At 38.2% G+C, this 20841-nt stretch carries 15 protein-coding genes; 6 read left to right on the top strand and 9 right to left on the bottom strand.

What is annotated here, in order from left to right; genetic code table 11:
• Positions 1–18 precede the first annotated feature (18 nt).
• The 3 genes from L2567_RS13880 to L2567_RS13890 all read right to left on the bottom strand — a co-directional run bounded on the left by L2567_RS13880 (position 19) and on the right by L2567_RS13890 (position 3455).
• The gene (locus tag L2567_RS13880; RefSeq protein WP_235298395.1) at positions 19–477 is read right to left on the bottom strand and encodes a type I restriction enzyme HsdR N-terminal domain-containing protein; all 459 of its coding nucleotides are present in this window, start codon (positions 475–477) and stop codon (positions 19–21) included.
• On the bottom strand, positions 467–2791 hold the full coding sequence (locus L2567_RS13885; protein WP_235298396.1) for a hypothetical protein: 2325 nt from the start codon (positions 2789–2791) through the stop codon (positions 467–469). Before L2567_RS13885 ends, L2567_RS13880 begins: the two co-directional genes overlap by 11 nt.
• Before the next feature lie 67 nt (positions 2792–2858).
• A complete protein-coding gene (locus tag L2567_RS13890; RefSeq protein WP_235298397.1) occupies positions 2859–3455 on the bottom strand; it encodes a toxin-antitoxin system YwqK family antitoxin in 597 nt (198 codons plus the stop codon).
• Positions 3456–3553: 98 nt separating this feature from the next.
• On the opposite strand from L2567_RS13890, the gene L2567_RS13895 reads away from it, so the two are divergent.
• From L2567_RS13895 to murB, 3 genes are read left to right on the top strand one after another with little or no spacing between them, the layout of a single operon-like run.
• On the top strand, positions 3554–5344 hold the full coding sequence (locus tag L2567_RS13895) for an ABC transporter ATP-binding protein (protein ID WP_235298398.1): 1791 nt from the start codon (positions 3554–3556) through the stop codon (positions 5342–5344).
• 60 nt (positions 5345–5404) lie between these two features.
• Entirely contained in the window at positions 5405–6019 is a 615-nt protein-coding gene (locus L2567_RS13900; protein WP_235298399.1) for a hypothetical protein, read from the top strand.
• Positions 6020–6048: 29 nt separating this feature from the next.
• A complete protein-coding gene (murB, locus tag L2567_RS13905; RefSeq protein WP_235298400.1) occupies positions 6049–7047 on the top strand; it encodes a UDP-N-acetylmuramate dehydrogenase in 999 nt (332 codons plus the stop codon).
• A gap of 4 nt (positions 7048–7051) precedes the next feature.
• On the opposite strand, the gene L2567_RS13910 is transcribed toward murB, so the two are convergent.
• Together L2567_RS13910 and L2567_RS13915 are read right to left on the bottom strand one after the other, a co-directional pair.
• Positions 7052–8146: an MlaD family protein gene (locus tag L2567_RS13910; RefSeq protein ID WP_235298401.1), complete on the bottom strand. Its 1095-nt coding sequence runs from the start codon at positions 8144–8146 to the stop codon at positions 7052–7054.
• A 75-nt stretch (positions 8147–8221) separates the two neighbouring features.
• Positions 8222–9001 carry an N-acetylmuramoyl-L-alanine amidase family protein gene (locus L2567_RS13915; protein WP_235298402.1) on the bottom strand — a complete coding sequence of 260 codons (780 nt, stop codon included), beginning with the start codon at positions 8999–9001 and terminating at the stop codon, positions 8222–8224.
• Positions 9002–9365: 364 nt separating this feature from the next.
• Between L2567_RS13915 and L2567_RS13920 the strand changes: the two genes are divergently transcribed.
• On the top strand, positions 9366–12125 hold the full coding sequence (locus L2567_RS13920; protein WP_235298403.1) for a putative LPS assembly protein LptD: 2760 nt from the start codon (positions 9366–9368) through the stop codon (positions 12123–12125).
• Between the two features lie 7 nt (positions 12126–12132).
• Here the strand turns inward: L2567_RS13920 and L2567_RS13925 are convergent, their stop codons facing one another.
• The 3 genes from L2567_RS13925 to L2567_RS21150 all read right to left on the bottom strand — a co-directional run bounded on the left by L2567_RS13925 (position 12133) and on the right by L2567_RS21150 (position 14847).
• Positions 12133–12777, bottom strand: coding sequence for a DUF6438 domain-containing protein (locus L2567_RS13925; protein ID WP_235298404.1), 645 nt, complete (start codon positions 12775–12777; stop codon positions 12133–12135).
• Positions 12778–12853: 76 nt separating this feature from the next.
• Complete coding sequence (locus tag L2567_RS13930) at positions 12854–13972, bottom strand: zinc-dependent metalloprotease (protein WP_235298405.1); 1119 nt, start codon at positions 13970–13972, stop codon at positions 12854–12856.
• Entirely contained in the window at positions 13972–14847 is an 876-nt protein-coding gene (locus tag L2567_RS21150; RefSeq protein ID WP_235298406.1) for an OmpA family protein, read from the bottom strand. The genes L2567_RS13930 and L2567_RS21150 overlap by 1 nt, the downstream gene beginning before the upstream one ends.
• Positions 14848–14997: 150 nt before the next feature.
• Between L2567_RS21150 and L2567_RS13940 the strand changes: the two genes are divergently transcribed.
• Positions 14998–15522, top strand: a complete 525-nt coding sequence (locus L2567_RS13940; RefSeq protein WP_235298407.1) for a hypothetical protein — start codon at positions 14998–15000, stop codon at positions 15520–15522.
• Positions 15523–15567: 45 nt separating this feature from the next.
• Positions 15568–16752 (top strand): GNAT family N-acetyltransferase, encoded by a 1185-nt coding sequence (locus L2567_RS13945; RefSeq protein ID WP_235298408.1) that lies wholly within the window; start codon positions 15568–15570, stop codon positions 16750–16752.
• Positions 16753–16802: 50 nt separating this feature from the next.
• Here the strand turns inward: L2567_RS13945 and L2567_RS13950 are convergent.
• A partial coding sequence (locus L2567_RS13950; RefSeq protein ID WP_235298409.1) for a T9SS type A sorting domain-containing protein occupies positions 16803–20841 on the bottom strand: 4039 nt, incomplete at its 5' end.

Genomic DNA, 20841 nt, shown 5'->3' on the forward strand with positions numbered 1-20841 from the left:
TCAAATTTATGATTTTCCTTAGAATTTTTCAGGTGCCGGAATGTAATCAATAAATGCGAAGGACTTTTTTTCGAAATTCAAGTGGCAGGCATAATTGTCGATGCCATTAGACACCATCAGGTAAGGAACTCGGAGAGGTATATTATACATGGCGATTTGGTTAAATACCTTTTGTGTTATGGCTTGCCCGGGTCTTTTTACTTCGATAATCATGTACGGTAAAATATTGCGATCATAGAGAATCAAATCACATCTTCTAAATAAGCCATTGACCTTAATCCCTCGTTCCACACTGATTAAATTCTTTGAAACCCCTTTTTCATCAACCAGATACCAAATGATACATTGACGTACCAATTCTTCGGGCAACAACACAATTGGTTTCTTGCGAATGATATCATACACCCATTTTTTTCCGTCTGATTCGGAAATTTCAAGTTTGCCTGATTGCTTTAAGAGGTCCAGGTTAAGATTCATGCTTTACCGTCGCTTTTCTTTTCAATGGCAACTCAGCAATTTCAAGTAGTTGTAAAATTTTGCCATCTTCCGCCATGGCTAAGGAAAAAGAATCCAGGCTTAGGACTTTGATGCCTGCGCGTTGTAAATGATGGAGTGCTGAAATTTGCCATTCCAGATCTATTTCGGAATCTAAAAACCCATCCTGAATGATCAGGTATTTAGAGACATCATCTTTAATAATAACATCATCAACGATTCCAGAATCGATCCCATCGTGTCGAAGCGCTTTTATTCGATGGTCCAGTAATTCGATTTCCAACAATTTGGAACAAAAATCGGACATGCATGTAATGATGCTGAAGTCTTTACCACTGTAGAATTGCTTCTCATAAGAAACTTCCTGAAGAACATAGGTGAGATATTTAGCCATCTGAAGATTAAATCCAACGCTGTCATTTAATTTTTCCCCGGAAGGAATGGCTTTGCTCTTAAGATGAAATTGCCGTTTGTGTTGGTAATTCTTCGCCGAATGAGCATTTTCTAAAACTGAACGACTAAAATTTCTCTCAGCAACCATCAGAATAGAATTGAAGTGCGAGTTGGCAAACAAATTTAACGGTACATCTTCGTTCTCAATACATATCAAATGCTCATAGTTTAAATGGGCTATTTCAGAAGTGAAAAAATCCTCATCACAAACGATGATCGGGAAATTATACTTAAATCCATCACGATCCGCAATGAGGGCTGATTTCCAGTCCAATCCATTCTTTCCAATTTTCTTGTGTAATAAATCTTTGTTGTATCTCAATCGGTCAAAGGCATGAGCAATTCTAAAGCTTTCGAAATTGATGTCCAGATGCTTATATTGAGCAAGCAGTTGATACTTAGATTCTATACCAGTCAATTCATGAATATAGTACTTGTCAAAAAGTGCTTTAAAATACCATGCTTCAAATGAATCCAACCAAAGATGAGTTTTAACATTTTCCATGGCGGTGATAATGGCATTGGTCTTACTGTCTAGTGAAAATTCAAAGCTACGGTAAATGGCATATTGCATATTGGCCTCAAGAAAGAGTTTTGCTTTTCTGAGTTTACTGACCAATTCTTTAAGAAAACTGTAATTTTTCCATGAGCTGATACTGAGATTATGTATGGCGTCCTTAAAGATTTTAGAACCATTGATGGCAAAAATCAATGCTTGCTGCTCCTGATTAATATCGATAAGCTCGGGAGCGTGATAATTATTGGCATTAATGATTTCCAACTGCTCCTCCACTTTTGACTGAATGATAATGTGTGCGTTCTTCAGTAGTTTTTGTAGGTCAATGTTAAAGCTTTTGAGCTTTTCTACATCAGGATTCCAATCGTTATCAGGACAAGTTATTTTATAGAGCGGGGTTTCTGCAATTGCATCGATCAGTAACTGGTAAATCGCCCGCAAATTTTTTTTAGATTCATCTAATGGATCAGTCTTTTTTTGAAAAACTTTCTTCTTTGGGGCAAGATCCTGCTCTATTTGAAAATAAGAAATTTTAAGTTCCAGCTCTTCACTTAATGCCTTGATTTTTTGAATTTGAGCTCTGAACTTGGCGTACATTTGATTACTGATAGTTTGAAAGGCATTCCTATATTGATCTGACAGATTTACGGCATCCTGAAGGAATTTATTCAGATAACTGAAAATGATGGATTGATTTTCAGACAGATGAAAATCTTTATATATATCGCTACTAAAATCATCACTGGTTTTCAAGAAATTATAAGTACTCTTAAAGTATTTGCTGGCTTTCTCAATCTTATTTCTAATGGTCCAGAATTCATTCTGGGTGTAGGTGTAGTTTTTAGCAGAAATATCCAAATCAAGTTTGTGATTTAAATTTCTTTTATTGGATAAATACAAAAACTCGTTTAATTTTTTTCGCGAATAGTTGCCAAAAACATTTTCATTGTAGCTACTTTGAATAGATCTTAATTTCGATAGGAGCGTATTGTATTTTATATGTGATCTGATGGCTTCTACTTGATAATCTCTGTCTGTATAGACATTCTTATCAAGTTGATCTCTGGTGATGTATGTGTCCTTCATCAATTCTAAAACCAAATCATTCAAGCCCCATTCATCCAATATATTAAGCAACTGTTTTTTAGCAGAAGTCCTAAAGATGAAGGTATTTCCTTCCGCAAGTCGTGCAAATAGGAATGACTTTAAGACGAGTGTCCTTCTGGACAAATCGGAAGATTTTAGAAATGCGATGGCTCCATCCTTTCCTAAAAATTCAAGTATTTCTACTTCTTTATTGCTTAGACTGTAGGGATTGGTATTCAAGTATGCATATTTTAGCAAGGCCAAATATACATATTAAAAATAATTTTATATGTTGAATAAATGGTATTTATTCGTTCGTAACGATACCACCACTGATTTTTTCACCGTCCTTATACTCATATTCTAACACCACATTCCCTTCTTCATCATACTGCCGGTAAGTGCCGTGAATTTTGCCTTCCTTATACCCAGTTTCCTTGGTAAGCTTGCCACGATCGCTATATTCTTTGGATACACCGTCCAGTATACCTTCGTCATACATATACTCCTTGATCGGTCTTCCGAATTTGTATTCTGAATATAATCCATGGTATTGATTATTGACATAAGTTACCCGTTTTTCCACCTGGCCACGATTGTTAAATTCCATGTACGGGCCATTTACGACACCATTGACATATGAAATGACGGATTTAATCTTATTCATATCATCACCATCAGGCCAGTAGGTTACCCAAGTTCCATCCTGCAGACCATTGACGACCATGCCTTCTTCCAAATTGTTGCCTGCAGGCCCTTTCTTTACCACATAGAAAGCATTGCTTCCGTTGATGGCTTTCGTTTCAAAATTACTAAGATCGATCCCTCCGGGTACAGATTCAGGTTTTTCCTCACATTGTGTCAAAAGGATGGCCGATAAAAACAACAAAATATAAAATCTCATCACTTTAGAAATTTGATTTGACTACAAAATTAAAATCATCTGAAAACTTTCCAAATTAAGAGTGGTTCAGAATTACTACCTTTGCGGCAATTTAAGATATGAAAGAAAAAGAGGAAAAACCTAAGAAATTAACTAGAGCCCAACTTTCAGAAGCATGGAAAATGCTAAAGTTTGTTAGGCCTTATCGGTGGTATTTTATCGGCGGACTGATCTTGTTATCGATCTCCAGTTTATTGGTGATGGTGTTTCCATGGTTAACAGGTCAAATGGCTGATATCGCAACGGGAAATTCCAAATATGGCCTAGATTTTCAATCTATTGCTAAGATTCTTCTGGTTTTACTAGTGGTGCAAGGATTGGTTTCATATTTCAGAGTGATTTTCTTTGCACAGGTAAGCGAACGTGGAATGGCAGATGTCAGAAAGAATCTATATCAAAAATTAATCACTTTACCTGTTTTCTTTTTTGAAGAGAATAGAGTAGGGGACTTAATGAGTAGAATTTCATCAGATGTTGACCAGTTACAACAATTATTTTCTGTGACACTTGCTGAGTTTCTCAGACAAATCTTTATTCTGGTGGTTGGAATTGCTTACGTTATTTATGCAGCACCTAGGTTGTCCGTGGTCATGCTGGTATCCTTCCCTTTTATTGTAGTGGGGGCGGTTTTCTTTGGGAGATTTGTCAGAAAGTTATCGAAGAAAAGACAAGAGGAATTGGCAGAAACAAATATAGTGGTTGAAGAATCGCTACAAGGAATTCGTACGGTTAAAGCTTTCGCGAATGAAGTATTCGAGTTTGTAAGATATGGTGAGAAGATAAGCAAGCTTGTTAAAATTTCGCTTGACCTTGCAAAATATAGGGCATTGTTTTCGACATTCATTATAGTAGTACTTTTCGGAGGAATATTTTTCATCCTGTGGTATGGATTCAGAATGGTAGATAATGGAACTATGACCATTGGCGAATTGATTGCTTTTATTACATATATGGCCTTTATTGGGGGATCACTAGGAAGTTTGGGCACTTTCTACACCCAGATACTTTCCACATTAGGAGGTACTGAGAGACTAAGAGAAATATTAGAGACTGATGGAGAGATGAATTTGACGCTGGATCAGGATATAGAGGCCATTGACGTACAAGGTAGTATTCAGTTCAAAGATGTTCACTTTTCTTATCCCAGCAGGTCGGATCTTCCAGTATTAAAAGGAATTAACTTATCTGTTAATACGGGTGAAAAGATTGCTTTGGTAGGTCAGAGTGGCTCTGGCAAATCTACAATTGTTCAGCTCTTGATGAGATTGTATCGCTTGAATAGTGGCATCATTACATTGGATGGCAAGGATATACAGGAGTTTGACTTAACAGCTTTTAGGTCAGTCATTTCGATTGTTCCACAGGAAGTATTGCTTTTCGGTGGATCTATAAAGGAAAATATATCGTATGGTAAACCTTATGCATCAGATGAAGAAATTCGCATTGCTGCAGAACAAGCCAATGCTTATGAGTTCATATCAAGATTTCCAGATGGCTTTGAAACATTGATTGGAGAAAGAGGTATTAAATTATCAGGTGGTCAGAAGCAAAGAATTGCCATTGCAAGAGCCATTCTCAATGATCCAAAAATCCTGATTCTCGACGAAGCCACCTCTTCATTGGATTCCGAATCTGAAAAATTGGTACAAGACGCGCTGAATACCTTAATGAAAGGAAGAACTTCTATCATTATCGCACATAGATTATCTACTATTGTGGATGTTGATCAGATTTACGTTTTAGAAAATGGCCATATTGTAGAGCAAGGTACACACAGGGATTTGGCTGACAGAGAAGATGGCGCATATTCAAGTCTGGCTAAATTGCAATTTCAAGGCAATAATGTGTAACTTTTAAAAACATTCATTCGTCGAAAGTTTAGATCATTTATACAACCCAACTTTATTAAAATGAAACAATTCTTTCTTCTTGTTCTTCTGACCTTACTTTCTTTGACATCTATGCAAGCCCAGGTTGGTTTGGGATTTGTAGTAGGTAACGATGTTTACCAAAGATATGTTAACCCGGATGGTGGTTCAGCGGGAAATGCCATTCTCAATCTCCACATTGGACCCAAGATTTGGATAGGTGGTCAAAATTTTTCTGTTTCTGTAGAAGCGCACGCAAATTGGGGCTCTACGGCATTGTCCGTAGGCGATTATAAAGGAATGGGAAATCTTGCACTTCCTCTGCTTGCCAAACTAAATTTCAATGCCAATAGTGGGTTCAACACAGAGTTGACATCAGGCTGGTCAATTGGTGGTGGGTACCAAATGTCAAGAACTGAATGGTATGGAGTCAATACCAGTGCCGCTCAGGAAGACGTTGTCCGCGAATTCTATCCTGTGATGATTGGTGAAATAGGATATGGATACGGAATCAGTGGTTTTATAGTAGAATCCTTTATCAGATATGGCTGGGACACTCAATCCAAAGCTTCGACCCTGAATGTGGGTATTTCTTATAACATCAATTTGCGAGGCTTTACCAAATTGAAAAGAAAGCTGGATAGATTTGATGATTAAAATGTCTTTATATTTCATATTATTGTAATATGAAGAAATATGAAGATGTCAGCCTTAAAGCATACAATACATTTGGTATTGATGTAAAATGTCGACTGTTATACAAGATTTCCTCTGAACATCAACTACAGAAAGTTTTATCAGAAACAGATGGACCTTACTTCATTCTAGGTGGTGGTTCCAATCTTTTACTTTCAAGTGATCAAGAGCTGACCATTTTGAAAAATGAAATTGATGGCATCATCATAGATTCAGAAACTGCTGAAAGTGTAATCCTTAAAGTGGGAGGCGGAGTCAATTGGCACTCATTGGTTTTATGGGCAGTTGAACATGACTATGGAGGGCTGGAGAATTTATCATTGATACCAGGTACGGTAGGAGCTTCTCCCATACAAAATATAGGGGCATACGGAGTGGAATTGGATCAAATATTTCTGAAACTTGATGCGATTAGGATTGAAAATGGTAAAAAAACAACATTTTTAAAGGAGGATTGTCATTTTGGATATCGGGATTCTGTTTTTAAGAAAGAATTGAAAGGCCAATATTTTATTACCTACGTCTACTTTCAGTTGACTAAGTCCAATCATAAAATAAACATCAGCTATGCTCCTTTAGCAGCAAGATTCAATGATATACCTACGATTAAAGCAATCAGTGATGCTGTCATTGAAATTAGACAAAGCAAGCTTCCTGATCCTGCAAAATTAGGTAATTCCGGAAGTTTTTTTAAAAACCCAATCATTTCCATCGAAGAATTTGAAGCGCTTAAGCATAAATATCCTTTGATTCCTTCTTATCCTGTGAATCAACACAATATAAAGGTGCCTGCAGGATGGTTGATAGAAAAAGCCGGCTGGAAGGGGCGTCGAATCGGCGATGCCGGCAGCTATGAAAAACAAGCGTTGGTCCTAGTCAATCACGGAAACGCTTCGGGGTCTGAAATTTGGCAATTTGCTCAAATGATCATCAAAGACGTTGAGTTAAAGTTTGGTATAACCTTATCTCCGGAAGTAAATATCGTTTAAAAATTTAATTTTTGACGATTGTATCCTGTTCTATTTGGGTCGCCGGGTCATTTTCGGGTAATGTATATTCAGATTGTTTCTTGCCAAAAACAGAAACATTGACATATCGCTTTGGATTCAAACGGAAATCCTGGAGCAGCAAGTCAAGGTTTTGAGAAGTACTTTCCAGGTTATTGTAAAGCTGTTTATCATTGATCAGAGCACTTAAAGACCCATCGCCATTCTCTACTTTTTCGATCAATTGATTGATGTTTGAAATGGCCTCTTCAGCACTTTTGACAGTTCCTTGAATACTGGTTAAGCTCGTTTTTACTTCGCCAATGGCGCCTTCTGCAGCTCCAACGGTCTTACTAATTTCTGCATTTTTTAAGTCTGTACTTACCTTATCCAGATTATCAATGATACTCGCGATTTTACCGTTTGAATTCTTAAGCGTCTCTGAAAGTGAAGCTACATTGGAAAGCGTTTCATCCAGGTTCGCCGAAGATCGAGCGAGAATAACATTTAATTTATTACTAATGCCAGATAAGTTCTTGATGGTATTTTGAAAATCCTCCAAACTTTCTTTAATGCTTTCTTCGGTATTAGGAGAACTATTGGTGATGGTATCCACTAATTGCGAAAAACCTGCTGATAGTTTATCAAAATAAATGTCAACTTCATCAGCATCAACCATTGAACCCAATAAGCCTTTGGAACTTCCATTGATATAAGATTTATTTTCAAGAATACCGTTAGCCATGTCCTCGTTGCCGTATTCTAACATGATGGACTTGCCTCCCATGATCCCAGATGCAGTAAGCACCGCTTCAGCTGTCTTCGGTACTTGTATTTCTCCATCCACTTCTATCGTCACTAATATTTGCTCGACATCATCAGGTTTAAGCTTCACTGAAGTGACAGTTCCGACCTGAAAGCCATTGATATATACAGCAGCAGAGGAAGACAAACCGTCAACATCCGCATAGGTTATGTAATATGTATTAGAATTATCAAGCAAGTTCTTCCCTTTGAGGAAACGATAGCCCCAGATTAAAACGGTTAATGTCACAATAGCTAACAAACCAAGCTTTGCTTCATTAGAAAATTTACGAGCCATATTTATTTATTATTTGAAAATAATCCACAAGGATACGAAGCATTTAGACCTCACCCAATTTTTGATCTATATAATTTATTGAGATTGGTAGTAGGCGATGTATTTCCCCACACCTGAAACTACGGATAGGGCAATTTTGTTTTGTTCTGACTCTTCTTTTAGACGAGCGGCATCATCAGGATTGGTGATAAAACCTGCTTCCACAAGAATACTGGGAACAACGACCTTTCTCAATACGACGAATCCTGCCTGCTTTACACCACGATCCCGAAATGTAGTTTCACCAGCACATTTACTCTGTACAAAACCGGCCAATTGGATAGATTTTTCAAGGGTTTGTTGCTGCATCATGGCCAACATGATATGTCCCTCATCTGTATAAGGGTCGTATTCAGATAGATCCTCCATTAAGATGACTTCGTTTTCTCTTTTTGCTATAGCCATATTTTCTTCGCTGGTCTCTATACCCATGACATAAGTCTCAATACCATTAGCAGCTTTACTGCCTACGGCATTGCAGTGTAATGAGATGAAAAGATCTACGTCGTCTTCATTTGCCATTTTGACCCTTTCGTGAAGGGGTATAAACACATCTGTAGTTCTGGTATATCTGACTTCAATATGAGGATAATTGACAGTGATTAATTGGCCAACTTTAAATGCCAATTCAAGTGCCACTTCCTTTTCCATCAGAGAGTGACCTGTACATCCAGAGTCTTTTCCTCCGTGCCCCGGATCAATTAAAATGACATCGATCTCATTGTTCAAATGAAGCAGCGATAACTCGTGCCCAATGGCTTTCGCAGATATTTGCAAACACAAAAAAACAAAAATAGAGATAGCTGTAGTTTTCATTCCATTACATATTATGAAACTTCATAATATGAAGATAGAGATTTGCTTTCTTATATGCAAATCTAGTAGCGTAATTGTCAGTAATGAAGCGCATGGAGAATAGGGCGTCTATACGGGATCGATTATATTGAGACTTCCTTTATGATGTCACGAGCGTTGAATGTGATGGTTTAAGATAACCTTAACATGATATGAAACCACTGTTATATGGACGTTTCGGACATTCAATATGATTTTGTAGACAAGCTCCAATAACGAAGGGATAGCAAATGGAGAGGATATTACGTTACAACTATTAGCTTATATTTGCGACTTATTAAAAGCGTATATCAATTTAACTTAATGATACCGTGTGTGAGGTGGGATGCGAAATAGATACATCTACATATTATTACTAGTATTTTCTTTTAATCTGTTGGCCAATGGACAGATTTTAGATTCTCTGGAACAACCTGAGTTGAAAGATACATTTCCGATCATCAATGATTCTCTAATGTCAAGAGATTTCGTAGATCCACCACTCCCTGACAATGTGAAGTTTTCACCTGATGCTCCTCAGTCCGAGATCATTTATGGCGCGACGGACAGGAAGTGGTTTGATTTAGATAGTAATCTAGTTCACCTTTATGGAAATGCATTTGTGGAGTATGGAACACTGAAATTGAAGGCGGGATATATTGTCTTTGACTTTAAAAACAACATTGCTACGGCAGAAGGTATTATCGATAGTGCCGGTACAGAATCTCAGCGACCGACTTTTATAGATGGTGATAATCAATTCAGCTATAATAAATTGAGATACAATTTTAAATCCCAGAAGGGATTTGTTTACAACACCTATACCCAGGAAGGTGATCTTTACGTACAGGGCACGCAAACTAAGTTTATCAGTGCGGAATCGGACAGTACTACTCAATATGATCAGATTTTTAACAAGAATGCCATCATCACAAGTTGTAATCTGGACCATCCTCATTTCGGTATTAGAGCACAGAAACTCAAAGTGGTACCGGAACAATTAGCAGTACTCGGCCCAGCTAGATTAGAGATCGCAGAAATTCCCACACCATTGATTTTACCGTTTGGGTTTTTTCCTTTGGTACAGGGTAAGAGTTCAGGGCTCATTTTTCCGGATAACTATGAGTATTCAGAACAATGGGGATTTGGCTTGCAGAACATCGGCTACTACTTCGGGATCAACGATTATATAGACATGAAGATATCCGGAGATATCTACCTGAGAGGAAGCTTTGGGTTGGGGCTCGAAACGAATTATACCAAGAGGTACAAATATAGAGGGGGTTTGAATTTGAGTTATGCTTCCAGAATTACTCAGCGTCAAGGAGAATTAGACCAACCACGGGATAACTCTTTTAGAATCAATTGGACACACAATCAGGATGCAAAAGCTCATCCATATTTCAAAATTGCAGGATCCGTCAATATGGAATTTGGAGGTTTCACCCGACAAATTAAGACAGGCTGGCAAGCCAGATCCAGAACTACGCAAAGGTCTAACATCAATATAAGTCACTCCCTTCCAGGCACACCATTTTCAACCTCAGCTAGTTTTAACCACTCACAAAATCTCAGGACAGGAGATATCACCATGACTTTTCCCAATTTACAATTGAGAATGAATCAGGTCTATCCCTTTAAAAAGAAATCCACTCAAGGGAAACCCAAGTGGTACGAAAACATCACCCTTAATTACGGTTCAACAGCTAAAAACTATGTAAAGGCCAAGGATTCCACATTCTTTAGTCAACAGACTTTGGATGATCTTGAATATGGAGTACAGCATAAAGTCAGTTCAAATGTGTCGCTGAAAGTATTGAAGTATTTTAATTTTAATCCCAGTGTAAGCTATGATGAAACATGGTATTTCAGAAGACGGCAAAAGGAATTGCTAAGAGAATTGCTTCTTGAGGAAACCAAGATTGATGTGGATCCAAATGGTGACACGATCTTTAGGGTAGACACTACTTTTGGAGTTTTACAAGATACCATTTTAACCCAATTTACACCTTATCGGAATGTAAGTGCTTCAGCTAGCCTCACCACTACCATTTTTGGTACCAAAAGATTCTCAAGGGGTAAGTTAAGAGGTATCAGACATGTTATCAAGCCCAGTGTTTCATTGAATTATCAACCTAACAACCGCAACCTTTATGTAGAATTTGTAGAAACGGACTTTCGGGATGGATTTGGAGAACTAGAGGAATACAGCATCTTTCCCCAGGGCGTTTTTGGTACACCAACCATCAATTCTCAAGGTAATTTCAATGTGAGTTACCGGTTTAAGAATGATATGGAAGCAAAGTACATGTCAAAGCAGGACAGTACTTTGAAGAAAATAAAGGTTTTTACCAACTGGAACATAGCTGGTAATTATAGCATGTTTGCTGACAGTCTAAAATTTTCACAAGTCAGCTTTTCTACCGGGAATACTTCTTTTTTAAAAGGTATCATCAATGTAGGCTTAAATTTGCGGCTAGATCCTTATCAGCTTAATGAAAATAGACGTCGGATCAATGAATTTCAATTTGCCAAGAATAAGGTTCCCCTTCGTTTTGACCAAATGAATTTTACGATGACTACCAGATTCACGGTCAGAAAAATAAGGGACTTGATAGCTGGTTCCTTAAAAAGTCAGGATGAACTCGAAGATGAAGAGTTGGAAAACGAAGAAGAATCAGCGGGCAGAGGTGGTAGAACGAGAGGACAAAGAACCTCTGGTACTGTTGGCAGGAATACTGAACAGTCATTCTTAGATTTATTTGACAATTTCAGTATTAACCATACATTCCGCTACACAGGTATGGATATGGGAACCAGAGACACTTTCTTTGTCAGTAGTAATACCATCAATTTAAGAGGAAACATTGACCTGTCTGAGAATTGGAGTATAAGAATCGGAAATATCGGTTATGATCTCAAAAGAAAGGGATTAACTTATCCTGATTTTGGATTTGAAAGAAACTTGCATTGTTGGAACATGAGCTTCAGCTGGCAGCCTCAGTTTGGCACCTATTCCTTTTTTATAGGTGTTTCATCTAACACTTTAAACTTTATAAAGACGAACTACAACTTGAATACTCAAGATGCCAGGTTCCGGCGCTGACAATGCTTTATCTCAATTTCACTTTTTCATTCAGCTCTGCTGTCACGACTTTCTGGTCAGCATTCAGTAATTTGATCAGCTTCGAGTAATGGATACTGCTATGGTCATGTCTTATCACATATAAAGAGCGATTGGGAGCGATTCTTTTATCGAGTTGAACGCCATACTTGCGATATTTAGAAATCCATTTATGAAAATCAGCTTCGACCCTTAGTTCGACGATGATGGTTGGCTCTAAACTTTCTTTTCTACCAGCATTTGCTTGTTCAGTTTTGTATTTCATATCAATTTTGTTCCAAGTTTGATGAGCATTTGTGTTCAAAGGAGAAAGTTCAATCAATTCTTTTTCTAATTTCTCAAGCCTACGAGGCATATCTGTTTTGACCTTAATATTTTTTGAAAATTCGTCAGTATGATATGTAAAATGAGTCACAGGAACATCAGTGACATTCATTCCGTATTGATCATCAAGTTTGTTGAATTTTGCTTTTTTTATTTTGCAACTCAATTTTTTCAACTCTTTATTGGTCAATTGACGAGAAAGTTCACCCTCTACTGCTGTGTTTTGCTTGCCATGGAATTGGAAAAGACCATCTTCGTCCACAGAAATTTCATATACCGGACATTCTCCAAAACAGGCACTTTTCGACATGACCACCATGGGTGATTGTGAATGGCATATTTGTATTGTACAAATAAAAAATATGAAAAAAGCACTCTTGACCATGTTATAGGATTACAACTTTTTGCGAAATCATTAATTCTTCGCTGTGAATGAACAACAAATAGATGCCTGTAGGAATTCCCGCTGTATGTATTTTAAGATAACTTTCACCATTAGATTTCCCTGTGTACAAATGCTGGCCGCTAATGCTATATAGTCCAACTGAAAACTGATTAATGGCCCCGTCCGTATAAATATCAATATTGGCATAAGAGGACTGCACAAAATAGGTCTCCGGCAAATTTTTGGTAAAGCAATCATCGTTTTGTAAGAAGTTACTCATAAAAGTCATGACAAACTTATGCATGCGCTCTACTTGAAGTCTGGTAAAATAATTCAAGCAAGAATCTGGTGAAAAGTCCATGATATTTCCTGCATTCGAGTGGCTACCGCAATCTGTGACTGGAGAGCATTCAAATCGAGGAGCACTTTGGAATGGTGTGTCTGCGATTCCATCATCTTCATTGTCACAACCAGTTTCATTTCCCCAGGGATGTAGTAGTCCAAGATAATGACCCATTTCGTGTACTAAAGTTTTAGGATTAGATTCAAGAGAGGAGACATCCAGTATAATCCCCTTTGTATCCTCGCTTTCTGAATTAAAGGTAACAGTGGATCCCAAGCTGATTGTCCGTTCGCCAATCCAGATATTGATATATTGATTGGGGTCCCATGGTGAAGAACCACCATCTTCAGTTGTCTTAATAATGGATTGGTCATTCTGGTTGAGTATATCACCTATATTATTTATAGTGGTCAGTGTGCGAATGATTCCATCTGTATTGTCCCCGTTGGGATCTGTGTCTGCCAACTCAAATTTAAACCCTAATGTTCCAACTCTTGATTGTGCGCTGTGAGAATTTGAATCTAATAAGGTAAAAGGTTCATTGGAAACTTGATTGAGAAGGCCCACCAATTGATGAATCTGCCCTTTGCTGATGTTGTGTTTGGGTTCCTTATAGACGATATGAACGACTAAGGGAATGATTACCTGCTTACTTCTTAAATTTGCATTTTCGTCCAGATTTTCAATTTTTGATTGAGGTGGAGACTCACAAATGTTTTGGCAAAGGATAGCATGACATAGGAAGATAGCTGCTGATATGAGAATGCAGCGAAGCATTAGTTAGATCTGAAAAGCTCCATGACCTGATCCATCTTAGGAGACAAAATGATCTCTGTTCTTCTGTTGAGACTTTTGCCCTCTTCTGTATCATTTTTAGCAACTGGTTCATAGAAAGCTCTACCGGCTGCAGTGAGGTGATCGGGATTAACACCGGCATTCTGTAAATTCTTGACGATGGTCGTTGCCCTCCTTGTACTTAGATCCCAGTTATAAGAAGGATCTCCATCTACGTCAGTATGGCCTTCTACTACTACATCCAGGTCCTCCCTATCTTTAAGCACCTCAGCAAGTTTGGACAATGCATTTTTTCCTTTAGCATCTAATTTATCACTGTTTTTATCAAACAGTAATTTTTGACTAAGAGAGACATATATTTTACCATCCCTTTGCTCAACGCTAAGGTCAGATGGCCCAAAGACAAATAATGCATTACTAATGGTGGTTTGTAGCGAGTCCATCAGTTGTTTTTCCTGTTCAAGTCTGGCTTCTAGTTCTACTATTTTCCTTTGACTCTCACTGATTTGTTCCAACTTTTCATTGAGTTCCTGCTCCTTTTCATTTAAGGCCTCCTCTTTGAGATTGATCTCTCTTGTCAGATTTGATTTTTCTCTCGAAGTAATATCTAAAATATCTTTATTCTGATCCAATACCTCTTTGTAAGATTGCTGTAATTCTTCATAAGAGTCTTGCAATCCATTATAGCGCGCCGTTAATTCTTCCAGCTCGCTTTCAGTATTGCGAAGTACCTGACGCGTATCGGCAAGATCATCTGCTGCTTTTTCTCCTTTGGATTTGGCCAACTCTAAACTTCTGATTTGACTACTTTGTCTTCGATTCTCTGATTCTAATTCCTTATATTTTTTACTAGACACACATGAACAAAGTGTGAAGGAAAGTAGGAATAGTATACAGATTCTTGTGTACATATGACAAGGTTGTAAAAAAGAGTGCTAAGATACTTAAATGTGTTTTAATAAAACGCTTAAATTGCGCCAGGAAATTATCGTAAATCTCCATTATAGATGCAATTAATAGTTAAATCATTGTTAAAGGTTTTTTGTTTGACAGTTGTCATTGGCCCTCACACTTCCTGTAAAAATTCGCGTATCAACAGGTTAGAGGGTAAGGAAGGGCGGTATATGGCTAAGATTGTTACGAGCGCAGGGGATCATATAGACAAATTGAATAATGATACTTTAGATTATCTGGTTTTTCCATTCAATGTAGCCGAGTTTTCAGGAAATCGAAATCAGAAGAAAACAGTTTTTATTATAGGTAAGTCAATTAACACAGGCCAAAATGTGAGCTTTTTACCCTTAGCAACATTGACCTATAACAATGGAGAGGAAAGGAAAGTCATTGTCGCCAGGCCCACTAATCCACAGTTGGTGACAGCCCAAATCGAAAATTATTATGACCTGATCAGTGTCCATTATGGTGTTCAAAAGTTAATAGAAACCTGGATCACTTACTCTAAGGGATTTGGGAGTTTAAAATATATGGAGTGGAACAACGAAGACAGTGCCATCAACTTTCTGGGCACATAACTATTTTTAATTTTGTTTGTTCAAAACACTGTCTAAAGCAATTTGATGCCTGGAACCAATATTATTGATGACAATCTTTCTTATTCCGCATATAAAAATCTTTCTGAAATTTCAGAGGAATGGTACTCGCTTGCTAGGGACCTTGGTGTATTTTTCTCAGTTGAATTCTTGACTGCTGTAGAAAATGCACCGCCATCTGGATTAGAGAATCGATACATTTTAGTCTATAATGGATCTGACCTCATCGGACTGCTTTCTTGCCAATTACAATCTTTCAATGCTTCAGAAAGTATTAAATTTAAACCCAAACAAAGCTTGATCGGCAAAGTAAGTAACAATGTCAAAAGTGCTTTTTCTAATCTTATTAATTTTCAGGGCATTGTTTGTGGATCAGTCTTATTGACAGGCATGTATGCATATCACTTTATACACACCCCTGACCATAAGAAACAATTTTTATTGGCGGAGCAGATCATGGAGGATTATAGACTTAGCTTAAATGCAAATGGTCACCGTATCAAAGTGACTTTTCTTAAAGACTTCTACGAGGATAAGGCGCTCAATAATTATGATATTTCTGAAACTGCTTACCAAGAATTTTCGGTACAACCTAATATGATTCTACATCTTAGACCCGAATGGAAGCACTATGAAGATTATCTTTCATCCTTTCAATCTAAGTATAGGGTACGGGCTAAAAGAGCCAGAAAAAAATTTGTGGGGGTAGTTCGGAAAGAATTAGAACTTGATGACATAGAGCAAAATAGTGAACGATTATATCAACTTTACAGAAATATCGTAGATCATATAAATTTTAATCTATTCTATCTTCATCCCAACTACTTCAGTGAACTTAAGCGGCATTTGAAGAATAAATTGAGGTTATTTGTCTACTATAAGAATAATGAGATAGTCGCATTTTATACGTGTATAGATAATCTGACAGAAATGAATGCCCATTTTTTAGGTTATGATCCGGAAGCCAACTATGAACATCAACTCTATCTAAATTCATTGTATGATATGGTTGAGCTTTCATTGCAATATAAGTTCACTAACATTAATTTTTCAAGAACAGCCATGGAAATTAAAAGCAGTGTTGGTGCAGAACCGTATGAAATGCTATGTTACCTGAAGCATCAAAATGGATTCATTAACTCAAAGCTTTCCAGAATAGTAAGCTCGTTGAATCCTACTGAAGAATGGGTTCAGAGAAAGCCATTTAAATAAAAGAAGCCACCGCAGAACGAATCTGCGATGGCCATAATGCTAATACCTAATTACCTAATCTTCACAAATCTTTTAACTTCATTCTGTGTTCCATTTTCGACTTGGAGGAAATATACTCCTGGTGTTAGTTGGCTAATATTAATTTCAACAGCATTCATGCCTTCACTCAATTCAATGGACTGAGTAGTAAGCTTTTGATCTGTTGTAGTGACAATATGATATTTAGCATTTTGTGTTTTAGTTGAGAAAGCTTCAAGCGTAATTCTATCTGAAGCTGGGTTTGGATTTAAGCCGGTAACTTCAATTCTATCAAGTTCTTCAATAGATCTTGCTTTAATCTCTCCCTTATCGTTACAATTAATAATTGTTTCACAATTTGTAATACACCCATTGGCATCGGTAACTGTAAGTCCGACCACGACTTTTGTGAAGCCGACATAAACTTCAATACTTTCAGTACCTTGACCTGTTTGTATTTGACAATCTTTGCCTTCGATGGTCCACTCATACTGATAAGGAGCAGTACCTTCAGTCACGACAGCTGTCAGAACGTTTCCATGCGAGTTGCATGAAATTTGCTTATCTCGATCAATGTCACAGGCAATATCAGAAGAAACCAATGCACTTAATTCTTGAATCGCTAAAGTTTGATTTCCGCAGACATCAGTAGCAGTGAAAACGTTGGTTATGGTGATTTTATCATCTACCATGTCCATCACCTCAGTAAGCGTTATGGTTCCTGTCATAGAATCGGTTAATTCAGCAAACTCAGGTAGTTCGAGGTTACCTAGATCTGGGATTCCATTACATCCAAAATCAGCACTTAACGGCAAGTTCAGAAGTTCAGGAGCAACATCGTCGATAATGATCAATTCCGCAGTTTCAGTTACAGAATTTCCACATGCATCTGTAAAAAACCAAGTATAATGATACTTGCTTAGGAATCCTTCTTCTGCACAATTTACTGATTCTTCTACCTCGAGTGTATACTCTGGTTGAATGATTTGTCCCGCACATTGATCTAGCGCCACAACACTGTAGTTATGAATTTGATTGAGAACTGCCATATCACTCGCGCTCGACATCATTAATTCAGTCGACTGGCCCATATATGCTTCAGCTGCATCCGCATACACCAAATCTGGTGGGGTATTGTCATTGAAACTAATGATTTGCTCAATTTCAGTCGTATTCCCACACTGATCACTTGCAGACCAAATTCTTCTGACTAAAAATTCAGTTGTGCACAATTCATTGACGATGGTATCCTGAACCATGTTTACTTCAATATCATCCGTTGTGCAAGCATCAACCGCAGTTACGTTAGGTATGGAAAGATCTTCACAGAGATAAGGCTCAACACCAGTGATTCTAGGACCTTGCTGGTCAACTACATGAACGGTCTGACTCGTTTGAAGTACATTTCCACATTCGTCCTCTGCAAATATTGTTCTAATTATATCGTACGTACCCGGACATTCCTGGTTGGCTATGGTTTCGTTGATAACAGCTGAAAAGTCACCAGAATTGTCAGTTATGATAACATCAGGTATATCTCTTGAACAAGAGACCGTCATTTCACTTTGGAAATCTACGATTACAGGAGCCTGAGTGTCAACTATCACAGCAGTGATGGTGTAAGTAGACATGTTGCCACACATATCCGTGGCTGTCCAGATCAAATTGACACTACCTTTACTCTTGTTTTCGTTACATTCCATTTCGCTAAGAACTACTTCTTCGAAAGTGGTCTCTAATGGATATTCACACTCATCATTAAATGAGGCATCTTCGATTCCAAAATTGGTATATCGATCTTCCAGCTGACTATCCCATTCTACAACTATAGAACTTCCATCGTCTAAGCCAGCAAAAACTGGATTACTCAATGTGATTTCAGGGGAAGTGACGTCCTCATTTAAGATATACATAGTATCTCGAGTTAGATTTCCGCATGCATCTGTAGCACTGTAAATTCTCCTGGTTTCCATTCCACACGGGCCCTCTACAAGCCTATCAACAAATTGAAGCAAAGAGCTTGAGCAGTCATCTAAAGCATAAACAAATGGTAAGTCAGTAGCACAAGCTCGTTCTTGTATGCCCAGAATAGCAGGACCCACATTATCAGTAACGTTTAATTCAAGTGTTACAGTACTTAAATTACCACAAGCATCAGCCGCCTCCCAGGTCATCGTTGTGGTTTCTATAGATCCATTACTGCAATTGCTGGAAGTACTACTGGCTAGACTTAAATTAATATTTTGTATTCCGCTACATAGGTCAGAGGCACTCGCTGCATTTGCGGTAAGACTTAAATATTCACCTGGGATACCACCTGCGTTACAATCAAATGATAAAGAAAGATCATCTGTAATGATATTGCCATCAGGTAATGTCACTGCAAGTGACGGGGCAGCATTATCACTAATGAAAATTCTCTGTGTTTCAATGGTTACATTTCCACAACAATCTGTTGCAGTCCAGGTTCTTGTAATGACCTGGTTGTTCAAGCAATCGTCTGTAAACAAGCTTTCAGTAAACTCAAGATCTGCACATAGACACTCATCCTCAGCTATCACAGTTGGTGCTATAGGAATACTTTCGCATGAAACTGCTATGTCTTGTGGAACTCCGATTAAGACTGGAGGAATGGTATCAATAATTTCCATAAAAATGCTTAATGAAATTTCATTTTCACATTCGTCAATAACCGTCCATGTACATTGGTATCGAGTGATGTAGCCATCTGAAGAACATTCTCCTTCAGCTATTTTGATCTCAGTGACGACAGGGATCAACTCTTCACCACATCCACCATTGACTGAAACGTCATTTACTGAGGCCTGAGGAGGGGACCAATTTGGATCCTGACCAAAGCACTGAACCTGAATGGTTCCTCCTGGCTGTACGCCAATTAGGTCTTCATTAACAAACACGATTTCAGCAGTTTCCTCACTTTCTCTCCAGGTGTAGGTCACTTGACAAGTGTTGGTCAAACCACCACAGTTGTCTTGTGCTGTAACAGTCCACGTTTGTGATTTTTCACAACCTTCCCCTTCTATTCCATTAGGTGAGACAGCAGAAATAATACTGGCGCCACATGCATCAACTACTGAACTGGCAGCTATAACATCTTCAGCTGTTGGTATAACTTCAGGGTCACAACCCAAGTATGTGTTTTCTGGACAAGTCACTACAGGCGCATTATTATCTTCTGTCCATGTATAAGTCACAGTGCAAGATCCTTGTAATCCACCACAATTATCGGTAGCTGTTACAGTCCAGGTCTGAGATTTTTCACAGCCTTCACCTTCAATTCCATTAGGAGAAAAGGCATCGACAGTGTAATCATCGCATAGGTCTGAAACGGTCACATCCGCTATGACTTCTAGCCTTGTCGGAATGGTTTCAGGATTACAACCAAGGTCAAGTCCTGTTGTAGGACAAGTCACTACAGGTGCAGTGTTATCTTCCGTCCATGAATAAGTCACAGTACAAGAACCCTGAAGTCCGCCGCAATTATCGGTAGCTGTTACAGTCCAGGTCTGAGATTTTTCACAACCTTCACCTTCAATTCCATTAGGAGAAAAGGCATCGACAGTGTAATCATCGCATAAGTCTGAAACGGTCACATCCGCTATGACTTCTAGCCTTGTCGGAATGGTTTCAGGATTACAACCAAGGTCAAGTCCTGTTGTAGGACAAGTCACTACAGGTGCAGTGTTATCTTCTGTCCATGTAAATGTAACCTGACAACTACTTGTATTTTCGCAGAAATCACTGACTACAATTTGGAAAGATTGAAGTTTAGTGCAGACTCCAGATATTTCTCCTGGAGTAGGAATGGTGGACGCAATTCCACAGTTGTCAGAACTTGAAATTATTTGTGCTAACGCATCTTCTCCTGTTGGTCTCTCTGGGTTGCAACCAAGCTCAATTATTTGCTCATTGCATGCTATTTCAGGATCAGTCGTATCGTTAATGGTAATGATTTGAGTAGCGGTGCCAATATTTAGACAAGCATCGGTATAAGTCCAGGTTCTGGTGATGGTACCTCCACAAGGGCCACCCACCAAAGGACCGTCAACA

It is taken from the genome of Portibacter marinus, assembly GCF_021533195.1.
In the GTDB taxonomy this organism is placed as follows: Bacteria; Bacteroidota; Bacteroidia; order Chitinophagales; family Saprospiraceae; genus Portibacter; species Portibacter marinus.